The organism is Culturomica massiliensis (assembly GCF_900091655.1).
Lineage (GTDB): Bacteria > Bacteroidota > Bacteroidia > Bacteroidales > Marinifilaceae > Culturomica > Culturomica massiliensis.
Genome location: NZ_LT594621.1, coordinates 1,315,522 through 1,329,823, shown reverse-complemented (window position 1 = coordinate 1,329,823; position 14,302 = coordinate 1,315,522). Strand labels below are relative to the sequence as shown.

13 protein-coding genes and 1 riboswitch are annotated in these 14,302 nt (G+C 43.8%); of the genes, 6 read left to right on the top strand and 7 right to left on the bottom strand.

Annotated elements, in window-relative coordinates; genetic code table 11:
• The first annotated feature begins 507 nt into the window (after nt 1-507).
• From BN8908_RS06790 to BN8908_RS06770, 5 genes are all read left to right on the top strand, one after another.
• Entirely contained in the window at nt 508-2,310 is a 1,803-nt protein-coding gene (locus BN8908_RS06790; protein WP_187373430.1) for a hypothetical protein, read from the top strand.
• On the top strand, nt 2,307-2,789 hold the full coding sequence (locus BN8908_RS06785; protein ID WP_021988487.1) for a GNAT family N-acetyltransferase: 483 nt from the start codon (nt 2,307-2,309) through the stop codon (nt 2,787-2,789). The genes BN8908_RS06790 and BN8908_RS06785 overlap by 4 nt, the downstream gene beginning before the upstream one ends.
• Nucleotides 2,790-3,012: 223 nt before the next feature.
• Nucleotides 3,013-3,109: riboswitch (TPP riboswitch) on the top strand.
• A 58-nt stretch (nt 3,110-3,167) separates the two neighbouring features.
• A complete protein-coding gene (locus tag BN8908_RS06780; RefSeq protein ID WP_068689845.1) occupies nt 3,168-3,788 on the top strand; it encodes a thiamine phosphate synthase in 621 nt (206 codons plus the stop codon).
• A 13-nt stretch (nt 3,789-3,801) separates the two neighbouring features.
• A complete protein-coding gene (thiC, locus tag BN8908_RS06775; RefSeq protein ID WP_068689843.1) occupies nt 3,802-5,550 on the top strand; it encodes a phosphomethylpyrimidine synthase ThiC in 1,749 nt (582 codons plus the stop codon).
• Between the two features lie 9 nt (nt 5,551-5,559).
• The gene (locus BN8908_RS06770) at nt 5,560-6,333 is read left to right on the top strand and encodes a sulfide-dependent adenosine diphosphate thiazole synthase (RefSeq protein ID WP_021988492.1); all 774 of its coding nucleotides are present in this window, start codon (nt 5,560-5,562) and stop codon (nt 6,331-6,333) included.
• Between the two features lie 66 nt (nt 6,334-6,399).
• Here BN8908_RS06770 and BN8908_RS06765 read toward each other — a convergent pair whose 3' ends face one another.
• Nucleotides 6,400-7,005, bottom strand: coding sequence for a thiamine phosphate synthase (locus tag BN8908_RS06765; protein WP_068689841.1), 606 nt, complete (start codon nt 7,003-7,005; stop codon nt 6,400-6,402).
• Nucleotides 7,002-7,814 carry a bifunctional hydroxymethylpyrimidine kinase/phosphomethylpyrimidine kinase gene (gene thiD / locus BN8908_RS06760; RefSeq protein ID WP_068689839.1) on the bottom strand — a complete coding sequence of 271 codons (813 nt, stop codon included), beginning with the start codon at nt 7,812-7,814 and terminating at the stop codon, nt 7,002-7,004. Before thiD ends, BN8908_RS06765 begins: the two co-directional genes overlap by 4 nt.
• A 396-nt stretch (nt 7,815-8,210) precedes the next feature.
• Between thiD and BN8908_RS06755 the strand changes: the two genes are divergently transcribed.
• The gene (locus BN8908_RS06755) at nt 8,211-9,119 is read left to right on the top strand and encodes a PLP-dependent cysteine synthase family protein (protein WP_068689837.1); all 909 of its coding nucleotides are present in this window, start codon (nt 8,211-8,213) and stop codon (nt 9,117-9,119) included.
• 28 nt (nt 9,120-9,147) lie between these two features.
• Here the strand turns inward: BN8908_RS06755 and BN8908_RS06750 are convergent, their stop codons facing one another.
• The 5 genes from BN8908_RS06750 to BN8908_RS06730 all read right to left on the bottom strand — a co-directional run bounded on the left by BN8908_RS06750 (nt 9,148) and on the right by BN8908_RS06730 (nt 14,000).
• A complete protein-coding gene (locus BN8908_RS06750; RefSeq protein ID WP_068689835.1) occupies nt 9,148-10,329 on the bottom strand; it encodes a porin in 1,182 nt (393 codons plus the stop codon).
• A 171-nt stretch (nt 10,330-10,500) separates the two neighbouring features.
• Nucleotides 10,501-11,562, bottom strand: a complete 1,062-nt coding sequence (gene ansB, locus BN8908_RS06745; RefSeq protein ID WP_021988497.1) for an L-asparaginase 2 — start codon at nt 11,560-11,562, stop codon at nt 10,501-10,503.
• Between the two features lie 24 nt (nt 11,563-11,586).
• Nucleotides 11,587-12,900 (bottom strand): anaerobic C4-dicarboxylate transporter family protein, encoded by a 1,314-nt coding sequence (locus BN8908_RS06740; protein WP_068689833.1) that lies wholly within the window; start codon nt 12,898-12,900, stop codon nt 11,587-11,589.
• 157 nt (nt 12,901-13,057) lie between these two features.
• On the bottom strand, nt 13,058-13,429 hold the full coding sequence (locus BN8908_RS06735) for a hypothetical protein (protein ID WP_068689831.1): 372 nt from the start codon (nt 13,427-13,429) through the stop codon (nt 13,058-13,060).
• A 4-nt stretch (nt 13,430-13,433) separates the two neighbouring features.
• Nucleotides 13,434-14,000, bottom strand: a complete 567-nt coding sequence (locus BN8908_RS06730; RefSeq protein WP_068689829.1) for a hypothetical protein — start codon at nt 13,998-14,000, stop codon at nt 13,434-13,436.
• Between the last annotated feature and the right edge of the window lie 302 nt (nt 14,001-14,302).

Below are 14,302 nucleotides of genomic sequence, written 5' to 3'. Positions count from 1 at the left end.
TCGTTTTATTTTAAATGTTAATGAAAGAGTCGTTTATTCTTTTCCGCTTTCCAAAATCAGGCGGATTGATAATTGGAAATTGACAGATATAGATCCGGACGACTTTCTGAACTTCGTATTTATTTCGCCTTTATCCTAAAATTAATATCAGGATGGATCATTTTTACCGGTTCGCATAGCAGGCGAAATTTCGGTAAATATAATACTTCTGATTTCAATATGCCAAAAAAAGAGCAGTCGGATCTTTATCGGATATATGGTTTTGTAAGGTATGCCTGAAGAAGACGTCTTTGTTCCGGATATTTTTGCTGGTATTTTATTTGGCGTATCCTTGTCATTCAATATATTTTTCAGGAAAGAAATGAGTGAAAATAATCTTATAGGATCGGGTACTGGCTTGATTGATATATGATTACGAAAATGAGACAGCCGATTTGTGATGTATTATATTTCTTTAAGAAACATTGGGGAATCGGAATCTTATGTATATTTGTAAAAAGTGAAATTATGAAGAATGAAGATCAGTGTAAATCGGGGTTGTTGTATAAGAATTTTTCTATCGTTTTGATGCAGACTTTTACTTCCCGTTACATCGATATTTCTGAAAAAGAACTTTTCCGGGATAAAAGATCCGGGGATATCGACGATCAGTTGTTTACTCATCAGGAAAGGATTATCGACAGGTACGAACTCGAAGGTTTCAGTATTAGGATTCAGATTGATGAGCCCAATGTTGCTGTATTGGAAGGGCATGTACAGGTTTTGGTTGCTGTTTTCTTCGATAGAACGATGCAATTGTCTTACCGTATTGTGGTTCCTCCGGGGGAGGCGGACGAGAATGCCGTGTTGCCGGAGGAGGATAGGGAAGAAAGAGAACGGGAGAAGCAAAAGTTTTGCCGGATCAGCGAACCCTTTAATACAGATCAGTTGATTGTGGTGGCCGGTATTGTGCAACGCGTCGAACACTGGATTTATAATAAGGAAAAATGCCGGCAGGAGATCGACGGAGCCTTGAAGAAAGTAAAGATTACGGGACTGCATTTGGATGCCGGCGGCAGATATCGGGAAAAGGACGTTTATGAGCCGGGAATTTCATTTGAAGAAGTGCAGAGACGTTACCGTAAATACTTTGACAGGACACCTGAGAAAGATTTTTATTATCCGGACCATAATTATATCTATATTGATATCTGGGAAACGGTCGGGCATCAGGGAACGGTTATGTTCGACAGGATGAAGGAAGACGATATTATCCAGCATATTGAGAAATTTCATCGTTCGGAATTGGTGGGATTAATGACTTTGTATCCGGAAGAATGGCCTTACCGGATGGAAAAAAGTTTTGGAGATATATGCGGAAAAAATATTGCGATTGATACGGACGACCTCGTGCTTGTCAATGAGAATGTATGTGTGGTGATCGGTACTTATGGGAAGCGTGGGAACTGTGCTGCGACAAATTGGAAAGAACATCTGGGCAGAAGGGAGTGTTATCACGTCAGTTGGCCGGAATATCTCGTGTTGGTTGAAATTTTGCTGGCGAAAAAACAAACGATCAATTATGTGCTGAATAAGTATATTTATAATTCCCACCGGGCTATGGAAAAAGATTTCCAGCATCAGGACAATGTGCACGATATGATCAAAGAAAATGCCCGTTTGAGTGTGGAATTGTCGAATATCGTTCTAAAACTCGATTCGGTGCGGTATTTGCGCTACATGTCGCATAAATACATGTATCATCAGACAGCCCGGAATCTGAAAATCGAGGAAGATGAGAAACAGTTGAATATGACGATCAAGCAAGTGGATAAGTCCTTGAATAATGTCAGTAATATGTTGGAAATCAGTCAGGCCAATAGTACGAAATACATATTGTTATTTATATCCGTAGCTTCTTTGTTTTCTGTTATATTGCAAGGGGATGAAGTGCCTTTATTAACGGATTTATCTCAGGAATTGGGTAAGCAAACAGCTACGGTTTTGGTTTTGCTGACGGTTTTGGGTGTTATATTCGGGTTTGTCGTTTTATTGAAAACAGCCGTGAAATATATAGCTAAAATATTGCGTTTGAACGAGCCCGGATATATTATGCTATTCGTGTATCTGACATCGGTTTTTATTATAGTTTTGCAACAGAATACAATTTTGTTGTTATCCGAATGGTATGCTAAGATCGGGCGTTTACCGATTATAGTCGTATCGGTGGTTATTGCCTCTGTTGTGGCTGCGGGGCTGATATCCTGCATAAAAATGATAGTGGGGGATACGAATGGAAAATTGAGAAAACATAAATCTGATGTGAAATGATCCGGAATTATAAATTTGAAGACAGAACGACATTGTGTGATTTTTTTGCAATTGTGCTCGAAGAGCATAAGGACTATATATCTCACGGGGAACTTCAGATGGGGATTGCAACGGATCCCGGTATATTGGCTGCCGATTATAAGCAAAAATGGCTGCAATACTTGGACAGGCAGACAGCGGATCCCTCCAATACCGTGTTGTTGTATGAAGACAACGGTATTTTGACCGGATTTATCATATTCGGTGTTATGGAAGACGGGGCAGAACCTTATGGTGTAATTTTCGATATGGCTGTTGCTCCGGATGCCCGGGGAAAACGTATCGGGGAGCAGTTGCTGGAAAAAGCTGTAGAGAATTTCCGGGAACGCGGGATCCGCAACTGTTATCTGGAATCGGGCGTTAATAACCATTCGGCTCATCATTTTTTTCAAAAACACGGTTTTGCACAGGTCTCCGATATCTTTCGAATGAAATTGTGATTGTACCTGTTACCGGAACGATCTGCCCGAACTGTTATTGCTCTGAAATTATCTGCATGTAAAATTTGGGATTTACGAATTTTCCCTGAAAAGGGTAATATGTTTGATCTGAAATAGTAAGTTAGAATAACTTAAAGATTCTTTACGACTTATTCTCTATTTAAAGTTTATAATTAAAGTCCGGAATTGCTTTGTTTTCTTGAATATTCTGTTTTAATTTGTTTCCGGAAAAAGGGGGTGCCTCTTTCATGAGGCTGAGATTATACCCGATGAACCTGATACGGTTAGTACCGTCGTAGGGAGTTTTTTTGAGTATCCGACTTCTCTGAACGTGCGCGGCACACTCTCTTTCCATAGATAACATATTTAAGAGAGTTTATGTTCGACGTACAATTTATTACTCATTTTACCGATACGATTACTTATCTTGATTCTGTGCGGATTGCGCTGGAAGGAGGTTGCCGCTGGATACAGTTGCGCATGAAAGAGGCGACGGAGGAGGAAGCAGAAGTTGTTGCCCGACAGACGCAGGCTCTGTGTTCTGATTACGGAGCAGTTTTTATTATCGACGACCGGGTGGAATTGGTGAAAAAGATTGGAGCCGACGGGGTGCATCTCGGTAAGCAGGATATGCCGGTGGGGGAAGCCCGGCGGTTTTTGGGAACTGCATTCCGTATCGGCGGGACAGCTAATACGTTTGAAGACATACGGCGACATGCGATGGACGGTGCCGATTATATCGGTTGTGGCCCTTTTCGGTTTACGACAACCAAGCAAAAGTTAGCTCCCGTGCTCGGATTGGAGGGATATCGAGTTATTTTAGGCCGGATGCATGAGGTTGGCATCGGATTACCGATTGTCGGAATTGGCGGTATTACAACCGAAGATATCCCGCCCTTAAAAGCTGTCGGATTAAATGGAATTGCTCTAAGTGGTAGTGTATTGCGTGCAGCCGATCCGGTAGCGGAAATGAAAAAAATCATTGAATTGACAAAATAAATTCCGGATAATTATGAAAGATCAAATTAAAATTACGTATCCCGATTCGGAGAAAATTTACATGCCCGGTAACTTGTTTCCTGAGCTACGGGTCGGCATGCGGCGTGTAAAGCTGACCCCGACGGTAACTGTGGTGGATGGCGAACAGGTGATGACCGAAAATACTCCGGTCTATATATATGATACCAGCGGAGCATATAGCGATCCGGAAACGGATATTGATTTGAAAAAGGGATTGCCTCGTTTGCGTGAAGAATGGATCCGGCAGCGCGATGTGGAGCGTCTGCCGGAGATCAGTTCCGAATACGGTAAGGCCAGGCTGGCTGACAGGAGTCTGGATCATCTTCGTTTCGACCACATTCAATTGCCTTACCGGGCAATAGAAGGGCGGGAGATATCCCAGATGTATTATGCCAGGCAGGGTATTGTTACGCCTGAAATGGAGTATGTGGCTATTCGTGAGAATATGAATTGCCGGGAGTTGGGTATCGACTCATACATAACAGCGGAGTTTGTACGACAGGAAATTGCGGCCGGTCGTGCGGTATTGCCGGCCAATATCAATCATCCCGAAGCCGAACCGATGATTATCGGTTCGAAATTTCTTGTCAAGATCAACACCAATATCGGTAATTCGGCAACGACGTCTACGATCGAGGAGGAAGTCGAGAAGGCGATCTGGAGCTGTAAATGGGGTGGAGATACCCTGATGGATTTGTCGACGGGCCGGAATATTCATGAAACCCGCGAATGGATTATCCGTAACTGCCCGGTACCTGTAGGAACTGTGCCGATGTATCAGGCAATGGAAAAGGTAGGAGGAAAGGCTGAAGAACTGACCTGGGAACTGTTTCGCGATACGTTGATTGAGCAGTGTGAACAGGGGGTTGATTACTTTACGATCCATTGCGGAATTCGTTTGAAAAATATCCGTTACGCCAATAGTCGCCTGTGTGGTATGGTAAGCCGTGGCGGTAGTATTATTTCCCAATGGTGTCTGGCGCATCGGAAAGAAAGTTTTTTATATGAGCATTTCGATGATATCTGTGATATTTGTGCACAATACGATGTGGCTTTGTCTCTGGGAGATGGGTTACGTCCGGGATCGATTTACGACGCCAACGACAAGGCTCAGTTTGCTGAGTTGGATACGATGGGCGAGTTGGTGCAACGGGCTTGGGCAAAGAATGTACAAGCATTTATTGAGGGACCGGGACATGTGCCGATGCATAAAATACGGGAGAATATGGAGAGGCAGATTGAGAAATGTCACGGTGCTCCGTTTTATACCCTCGGACCGTTAGTGACCGATATTGCTCCGGGATATGATCATATAACGAGCGCCATTGGTGCGGCTCAGATCGGCTGGTACGGTACGGCAATGCTTTGCTATGTAACTCCGAAGGAGCATCTTGCATTGCCTCAGAAGGAGGATGTGCGCGTGGGAGTCGTGACATATAAGATTGCAGCCCATGCGGCAGATTTGGCCAAGGGCCATCCCGGGGCCGATGTACGTGATAATGCATTGAGTAAGGCTCGTTATGAGTTTCGGTGGAAAGATCAGTTTAATTTAAGTCTTGATCCGGAGCGTGCTTTGCAGTACTACCGTGAAGCCAACCATCTGAATGGAAAATACTGTACAATGTGCGGACCTCATTTTTGTGCGATGCGTATCAGCCGGCAATTGCGTGATTGTGAATATACGGCTGAAACCGAGACAGAATCGACTGTCGGAGTAGAAAATAATCCATGTATAAAATAAGCTGAAAAGATGATTGAAACAAGAGTATCACAGGGAATCGTAAGTACCTATTTTGACAAATTACAGAGAAATCTTGATTTGGATGTTGCCATTGTCGGCGGAGGGCCGTCGGGTATCGTAGCTGCCTATTATCTGGCTAAGGCCGGTTTGAAGGTAGCTCAGTTCGACCGTAAACTTGCTCCGGGAGGAGGTATGTGGGGCGGTGCTATGATGTTTAACCAGATTGTTATTCAGGAGGAGGCAATGCCGGTTGTACGCGATTTTGAAATCCGTTACGAATCATGCGGAGACGGACTTTATGTTATGGATTCGGTTGAAAGTACTTCTTCATTACTTTATCATGCTGTGCATGCCGGGGCTACGATTTTTAACTGCTATTCGGTTGAAGATGTGATTTTTAAGAATAACAAAGTAAGTGGGGTTGTTGTAAACTGGACGCCTGTTTTGCGTGAAGGATTGCATGTCGATCCGTTGAATATTTTGGCTAAAACCGTTATCGACGGTACGGGACATGATAGTGAAATAGCTTCTACGGTTGCCCGTAAAAACGGTATCAAGCTGGCAACAGAGACCGGAGGTGTTATCGGTGAACGTTCCCTGGATGTAACTGCAGGTGAAGAGGAAGTTGTAAACGGTACGAAGGAAATTTATCCCGGTCTTTATGTTTGCGGTATGGCGGCTTCGGCTGTGTCAGGTACTCCGCGTATGGGGCCGATTTTCGGCGGTATGCTGATGTCGGGTAAGAAGGTTGCCGATGAGATTATTGCTCGCTTTAAGAAATAACGATTTTCAACACAAAAAAACAACAACCCTGTTCTGCCAAATGGGCGGGACGGAGTTGTTGCCTGTTTAAGAGACGGTTTGAATCAGCTTATCCAGATGCTGCAGAAAGGCTTCGGTGTCGTCGGGAGAGCGATAACGGTTCCAGACATCACCCAAAAGAGCTGCTCCGCCGAATCCCAATGTCCGGACCGTCGTAAGATTGTCGGCCGTTATCCCTCCCAGTGCAATGATTTTGGTATCTATAATGCCTTTGCGGGCAGCAGTCCGGAGTTGCTCCATTGAAAATTCCGACCGATACCCTTGTTTGGAAATACTGTTGAAAATAGGACTGAGAAAGAGGTAATCGGTTTGTTTTTTGTATTCGGTAATTTCTTCCAGTGAATGGCAGGAACGGCTTATCGAACCGTTATAACCGTCCGGTATGTCCGGGTTACGCTTGTTGAGATGTATTCCTGCCAGTCCGTACCGTTGCTGAAGGGTAAAATGATCGTGTAAAACGATGCCGGCACGATGTGAGGCCGGTAGCTCCTCGATCAGGGCTGCCAGCTCTTTTTCACTGCATCCCGGTTTACGTAGGTGAAGACGGAAGCCCTTATCGAGTATGGCTGTCAGTGCGGTTGCTTCCTGAGGCAGGAAATCCGGTGTTGTCAGGATGATCAGGCGTAAGTTCATAAGCATTTACTGTTTAGTGTATCCGGGAAATGCCATAGCGGACCGTTTCCCGCGCCGAGGTGTAAGTCACGGGCAGCAGCAATGGCATTGTCTGTGTATCTTTTGGCCTGCCGGACAGCTTCGGACAATGTGTAGCCGTATCCCAACAAAGTGGCGATTGCCGATGAGAGGGTACATCCCGTACCGTGGAGATTGGAGGTGTCGATGCGTGGACTGGTGAATACGTGTAATGTGCCGTCGTAAAGTACATCCGTCGTATCGTTTCCTTCCAGATGACCTCCTTTGACCAGAAAAGCACAACCATAACGGTTATAAAGGGTTGTTGCTGCGGTTTTCATTTCAGAAACAGTGCGTACCGGAGTGTCTAATAGCAGAGAAACTTCGTCCAGATTCGGAGTTACCAGGCAGCAAAGCGGAAACAACTCATGACAAACGGCTTCGATGGCGTCGGGTTGGGTTAAGGTTCGGCCACTGGTAGATACCATTACAGGATCGAGTATGACATTGCGGCAAGGGTAATGTCGGAGAACGGTGGCAACTGCCTGGACAATACCGGCAGTTCCCGTTATACCGATTTTGATTGCTGCGGGTTTCATGTCGCTTAGTACGGCTTCTGTCTGTTGTCTGACAAGTACAGGTTTCAGATATTCTACAGTCCTGACGCCTTGGGTATTTTGTACTGTAATGGCTGTAATGGTTGTGGTAGCATATCCGCCTAAGGCGGATATTGTTTTGATGTCGGCCTGTATTCCGGCGCCGCCTGACGGATCGGAACCGGCAATGGATAGTATGATAGGAGGCGTATTCATATTACGGAATCCGTTGATTTATTCTTTCAAGTCTTTATTCTTCCTGAATGGAGATGTCTGTGATTTGGGGTATTTATATTGACAAAGGTACATTTTAATTGTAGATTTTAGATTAACGGTTTTAGATTCTGTCTTACTTTAAAGAATAATAGCTTACTTTGCTTACAATATGCCATAGTTTCGTGGAAATTATAACCGGAATCAGTATATTTTACTTCAGGTTGTATGTTTTAACTGTAAATTTAAAATTACTTGACAGACCGGTTTGTTATTGGATTTATTCAATCCGGAATTGTAAATTTGCAATTAAAGCCTGTGGTTTATCAGTTAGCTGAAAACGGATTTTGGAAATTACTCTTATCTTTGCCGGCAGTGCGATACTAACTAAACTATACAATGATAAAAAACAACATCTTGGATACTATCGGGAATACCCCGATGGTAAGAATCAATTCATTATGCCCCAATCCCCGGGTAAATATCTATGCCAAATTGGAAGGGTTTAATCCGACAGGAAGTATAAAAGACCGTATTGCCTTGCAAATGATCGAACAGGCTGAACGGGAAGGGCGTTTGACGAAAGGAAAGACGATTATCGAGCCGACTTCCGGCAATACGGGAATAGGACTGGCTATTATCGGTATTATCAAAGGTTATCCTGTGGAAATTGTGATGAGTGAAGGTGTTTCAGTAGAACGCCGGAAAATTATCCGTTCTTATGGAGGTAAAGTAACTCTTACTCCGGCAGCAGAAGGGACTGACGGAGCTATTCGTAAGGCCCGTCAATTGGTGGCAGCCGCTCCGGAAAAATATTTTATGCCGGACCAGTTTTCCAATGCGGCCAATTATCAGGCGCATTATGAGAATACTGCCATAGAAATCTGGCAGCAGACAGAAGGAGAAATCGATTATTTGGTATGTGCTTTAGGGACTTCGGGTACGATTATGGGACTTTCGAAATTTTTGAAACGTTGTAAGCCGGAACTGAAGGTGGTTTGTGCCCATCCGATCAAAGGACATTATATTCAGGGACTTAAAAATATGGAGGAGGCCATTGTACCGGCTATCTATGATCCTTCCCGTATCGATATACAGGTGATGATCGAAAGCGAGGAAGCGATAGCGATGGCCCGGGAGATAATAGGCAAAGAAGGTATTTTTGCAGGAATGAGCAGTGGTGCGGCTATGCTCGCTGCATTACGTACGGCAGAACAGATCGGATCCGGAAATATCGTCGTCGTATTTCCGGACCGGGCGGAAAAATACCTCAGTACCCCGATGTTTGCTAATCTGGCGGATTACTGATCGGGTATTTCAGAACTGAATAGATAGATCAGTAAATGGGAATTTTATAGAGTAATCCCAAAGACAGGTATTGCGGATGTTCGTTTTTCATACCGAACGTCATAGCCCGGTCGGTATAATCGATTTGCCGTCCCCGGTAGAGAAGGTAGAAACGGAGATTTTCTTTCATGGGGAAATATTCGATTCCCCCCTGGTAACCGTAAGAAGTACGGTATTTGCCCTGTTCTGGCAGATTGGTTCCGGAACGGGCTGAAACGGTTTCGTACGATCCTTTGACAAAAATATTCAGTTTGGGGAAAATACGGTAGTTGAGCCGGCTCACCAATGAGAAATAATCACTGTGTGTCGCTCTGTACGGTTGTTCGGCATTACCGGATATTTCGGATAAGATTCCCAGTTTGTCGATTTCTTCGACAGAGTATAAACCGTCGATGTACATATTGAAATTCTCCTGTTCCCAGGCGGCAGCTAATGCCAGAAAGTATATATTTTGTTTCCGGCCTTCGTGGAATAAGGAAAAAGAACAGCGGGTAGTCAGTCTTTCATCCAAAAAATTCCCGTTCCAATTTATGGTGTATCCCAATGGAGTTTTGGCGGTTTTGTAGCCTTCGGGCTGTATTTCGTCATTTTCCTCTGCTTTGTCCGAACGGGCATCTGTGATTTGAAACCTGATTTCCTGAGTAGGAGTAAACCACCAGGACAGATTGATACCGACCAGAAAACAGGTGATATAATCACCTATGTCAGAATAGGAATATACCTCTGCCGGATCGGCATCGTATTCGAATCCTCCGAAATCGGCATATTGTTTTCCGGCAAAAGCCGATAGGGTAGGTGTGATATGAAAGCCGACACCCAGGCAATCGATGGAGGAAGGCATATTGTCCAGACTATTAGGTTTGTTGCTCCGGTTCAGGTGCTGCATCCATTTGTAGTAAATGCGTTCGGTGACATTGCCGGTTACTTCCAGACGCAGATAATCCATGCGGAAGGCCGATTGCTCCCGATCTCCTTCTGAAATGGCAGAATGAAAGGCCATACGGGTGTTGAGTTTTACGTTTAAAAAATCATTTTGCTTCCGGATGTGCGTAATCGTTTCATACAAGCTTTTTTCGGGGTGCAGAGTATCTTGTGCTGTTTGAAAATTAGCCATCACGGGCGAAACAATGATTGTACCGATAAAAAAATATAGGATTGAAAATGTCTTCATATTTTATTAAGCTGTCGGTTTCTTATACAGCCGGCAAAAATAGTAAAAACAGGGAGATATCCGTTATATATTTGTTGTTGTGTTTGCGAAGTAGCGGTACTGGTTTCTGAATTTCTGTTTTGAACCTTAACGAATAAAACAGGGCGTGATTTGTGTCGCGCCCTGTTTTATCTAGTAGTTGTTAAAGTATGTCTGTATGACTTTCGGATCTTTGGTTCGGGTTAAGGCAAGCATCAACAGAATGCGGGCCTTTTGGGGATTGAGTTCTTGGGAAGCAATAAAACCGTAACGGGTGTCGTCAACTTCGGCATCCTGTGTTGTCGGGCCAGTAGGTACCCGGCTGGAACGGACAACCAATATACCTTTGCTGCTGGCATTTGCTAATTTATCGAATAAGTTTTTGTGGATATTGCCGTTGCCGACTCCGGCGTGGACGATACCGGCGTAGTTATGTTCGATTAGGGCATTTAAAGCTTCCGGTTCGACATTGGAATAGCTGTAGACGATGCCTACTTTCGGAAGTGTATTCAGGTCGGAGACATCGAAAACGGATTGGATGGTATGTATTTTGTCTGTATTTTGATTATAGTTTGCCTTGCCGTTGAATACGTAACCCAAAGGGCCGGAATTCGGGGCCTGAAAAGCCTGAACGTTTATGGTATTCATTTTGGTTGCGGCATGTGCTCCGAGGATACTGCCGTTCATAACGATAAGTACGCCTTTCCCGATAGATTCAGGGGATCCGGCAGTAACGACGGCATTGTAAAGGTTCAGCGGACCGTCGGCACTAAGTGACGTAGAAGGGCGCATAGCACCGACCAGTACGACGGGTTTGTTACTTTTTAAAACGAGATTCAGGAAAAAGGCCGTCTCTTCCATTGTATCGGTACCGTGGGTAATTACCACTCCGTCTACATCCGGACGCTTGAGTAGTGTATTCAGGTAGTGAGCCAGTTTCAGCCATACTTCATCGGACATATCCTGGGAACCGATCTTGACAATCTGTTCTCCCGTAATGTTAGCGATTTTTTTCAGTTCCGGGACGGCATCAATCAGGTCGGCTATAGCGACTTGTCCGGCAGTATAGGCCGTGCCGGTGGCACTACTCCCTGTACCGGCAATCGTACCGCCTGTGGCGAGGATATGAATATTAGGGAGTTTTTGTGCTATTCCTTGCGCTATAGATAGCGCCGTAAGGATAAAAAAGAATAGAATGAATCTGTAGGTTTTCATGGTAGTATTAGTTTAGTTTATTTGTCAGAATATCAGTTTTACAAGGATGAGTCCGGTTGTCACTGATACAATGGTCGCTATCAGTCCGGGCATCATGAAAGAATGGTTGAGGACGTATTTCCCGATGCGTGTCGTACCCGTCCGGTCGAAATTAATGGCCGCAACGACCGTAGGGTAGTTGGGGATAAAAAAGTAGCCGTTTACAGCCGGAAACATGGCGATCAGCAGATAAGGCGAAATACCTAGGGCAAGGCCGAGGGGCATAAAGGCCCGTACCGTTGCGGCCTGGCTATAGAGCAGTATGGACATGACGAACAGGGCGATACCGAATAGCCAGGGCATTTGAGTAACGATGCCTTCGATGGAAGTTTTTAGGGCTGTCATATTGCCTTGCAAAAAAGTGTCACCCATCCAGGCGATGCCGAAAATAGCAACCACAGCCTGCATCCCCGCTGAAAAAACGCTGCCTTGTACGGCTTTCAGTCCGTTGGTTTTAGTCAGAAGCAATATAAGGGCGGCAGCCGACAGCATCAGTATTTCGATAATGGAGGGCATATCGGTTATGACGGTTTTTCCGTCGATGATGTGGGCCGGACGCAGGGTATCGAAAGAACCGAATATCACGATGAAAACTGTAGCCACGATAAATATCAGAACCGATAGCAGTGCTTTGTGTTTATTGTGTATATCTTTCAACTCATAATGACTGTCATTGAGCAGGCCCTCTTTCAAGCGGCGTTGGTATTCGGGGTCTTCTGTCAGGTCTTTACCTACCCGTAACGAGTAAAGGGCTCCCAATAGAACGCCGAACAGAGTCGCCGGGATGGTAATCATCAGAATCTGGATAAGCGAAATATTGAAACCGGCCAGTAATCCCAGTAAAGCTACTGTTGCGGCCGAAATAGGACTGGCGGTGATAGCTTGTTGTGAAGCTATGACAGCGATTCCCAAAGGCCGCTCCGGACGGATTTTAGTTTCGCGGGCGACTTCTGCGATAACCGGAAGTACGGAATAGGCGACGTGCCCTGTACCGGCCACGAAGGTGAAAATGTAGGTTACCAGCGGACTGAGGAGGGTGATCCTGGACGGATGTTTTCTGAGCAAACGTTCGGCTACCTTCACCATCAGATCGAGTCCTCCTGCTGCCTGCATGCAGGAGGCGGCCGTAATTACGGCCACAATCATCAGCATGACATCGATAGGGGGAGAGGTCGGTTGCAGTCCGAAAACAAAGGTCAGTATCCCCAGGCCTATACCTCCCATCACACCCAGACCGATACCTCCCAGGCGTGCTCCTACGATAATAGCAGTCAAAACAAAAGCTAATTGCAATAGCATCCGATTGTATTTAAGTTATTGAATTTTGTACTCCCAAAAGTATAAAAATGTTTCAAAAATACAGTGGAATAGCTTCACCTTATCCTCTGGTACGGGAACACACAGAGACAAAGCAAATATGTGTACATTTACCCCGTCCCCGGATGTTTACCCGGAGTTACTTATAAAGTTCTTGAAATAAAGTAATGACTTTACTTATGGAATATATGACTAACCCCAACAATCCTACTTCCACAAAAACAAAAATTGTATTTAATGTATCGAAATGCCAGAAGGAAAAAGTACTGACAGAAATTATTTCAATTGTGCTGGGTAACAAAGTATAAAATACGATTGTATAAATCAAGAATACAGGAATAAGTTTAAAATACAAGATGTTTTTTATCTTTTTTTTATACTTTCTCATTTTGTCTTTGTGTTCTTGTTGAGGTCTTTTGGACAAAATCGTTTCTACGTTTTGCTCTATTGAACTCAAAAGAACTGTAAGAAAAACAAGTAAAACACTGACTGCCGATAAAGTTTCTGCCATAAGATTATGCAAGCTCTTTGTTTAATAAATTGTAAGTATCGATAGAACACTGATATTTGCAAGCTGATCCTTTTACTTTTGAAATCGCCTCTAAAGCTCCTTCTTTTTGACTTATTATCAGATTCAATTCTTCAATGATGGTAGGAGAGGTACATATGAATTCGTAATAGTCAGCTTCTTTATTAAGAACAAAGGAACGAAATGTGGTTAATAAAGTTGCTTTTATAAAATTTGCAATTTTGGTTCTATATCTTGACTTTGTATTCCGTAATAATGATTTACTTTGCGATTGTGTCAGTTGAAAAATAGACGATAGTTCGTTTTCTGTAGGTAAACGATTACCGAAATAGTGAATTAACAGAAAAAAGAGTCTTTCTTGTTTGATCTCATCGGCCCTTGTCGGAAGTCCTTTTTCAATAAACATTTTCGTATATTCCATAAAAGAGGATTTAGCCAATTTAGACAAAGCATGAGTAAATGTAGTTTCATCCTCTATCCCGAGACATTCTTTTATGAGATTTTTTTCAGAAGCTGATAATTCTTCCTCTGTGATATTGATGATTATTTCCATAGATTGTAAATTAATAATGATAAAGATAATATTTTTTAACTATATTTCAAACAAATATGGAATTTCATTTGTCATAAAAGAGAATTTATTGTGAGAGTCGTTTTTTACTTCTACAGGTTGGAAGTTGTATTCGGTATACGTTTACTTATGGCTATATTTACGACGCTACAGCTGCGGTATAACTCCGGTATAAGAACGGTCTCCACCGCAGTTGTACCGGAGTTATACCGGAGTTGTACCGGAGTTAATAAGGCGAATCTCCGGCGAATCTCATGTGAGGAAGGCAAGGGGACAAGGCAAGT

Coding starts and splice junctions, on each gene's coding strand:
- BN8908_RS06790 (WP_187373430.1), top strand. CDS start 508: ATGAAGAATGAAGATCAGTGTAAATCGGGGTTGTTGTATAAGAATTTT.
- BN8908_RS06785 (WP_021988487.1), top strand. CDS start 2,307: ATGATCCGGAATTATAAATTTGAAGACAGAACGACATTGTGTGATTTT.
- BN8908_RS06780 (WP_068689845.1), top strand. CDS start 3,168: ATGTTCGACGTACAATTTATTACTCATTTTACCGATACGATTACTTAT.
- thiC (WP_068689843.1), top strand. CDS start 3,802: ATGAAAGATCAAATTAAAATTACGTATCCCGATTCGGAGAAAATTTAC.
- BN8908_RS06770 (WP_021988492.1), top strand. CDS start 5,560: ATGATTGAAACAAGAGTATCACAGGGAATCGTAAGTACCTATTTTGAC.
- BN8908_RS06765 (WP_068689841.1), bottom strand. CDS start 7,005: ATGAACTTACGCCTGATCATCCTGACAACACCGGATTTCCTGCCTCAG.
- thiD (WP_068689839.1), bottom strand. CDS start 7,814: ATGAATACGCCTCCTATCATACTATCCATTGCCGGTTCCGATCCGTCA.
- BN8908_RS06755 (WP_068689837.1), top strand. CDS start 8,211: ATGATAAAAAACAACATCTTGGATACTATCGGGAATACCCCGATGGTA.
- BN8908_RS06750 (WP_068689835.1), bottom strand. CDS start 10,329: ATGAAGACATTTTCAATCCTATATTTTTTTATCGGTACAATCATTGTT.
- ansB (WP_021988497.1), bottom strand. CDS start 11,562: ATGAAAACCTACAGATTCATTCTATTCTTTTTTATCCTTACGGCGCTA.
- BN8908_RS06740 (WP_068689833.1), bottom strand. CDS start 12,900: ATGCTATTGCAATTAGCTTTTGTTTTGACTGCTATTATCGTAGGAGCA.
- BN8908_RS06735 (WP_068689831.1), bottom strand. CDS start 13,429: ATGGCAGAAACTTTATCGGCAGTCAGTGTTTTACTTGTTTTTCTTACA.
- BN8908_RS06730 (WP_068689829.1), bottom strand. CDS start 14,000: ATGGAAATAATCATCAATATCACAGAGGAAGAATTATCAGCTTCTGAA.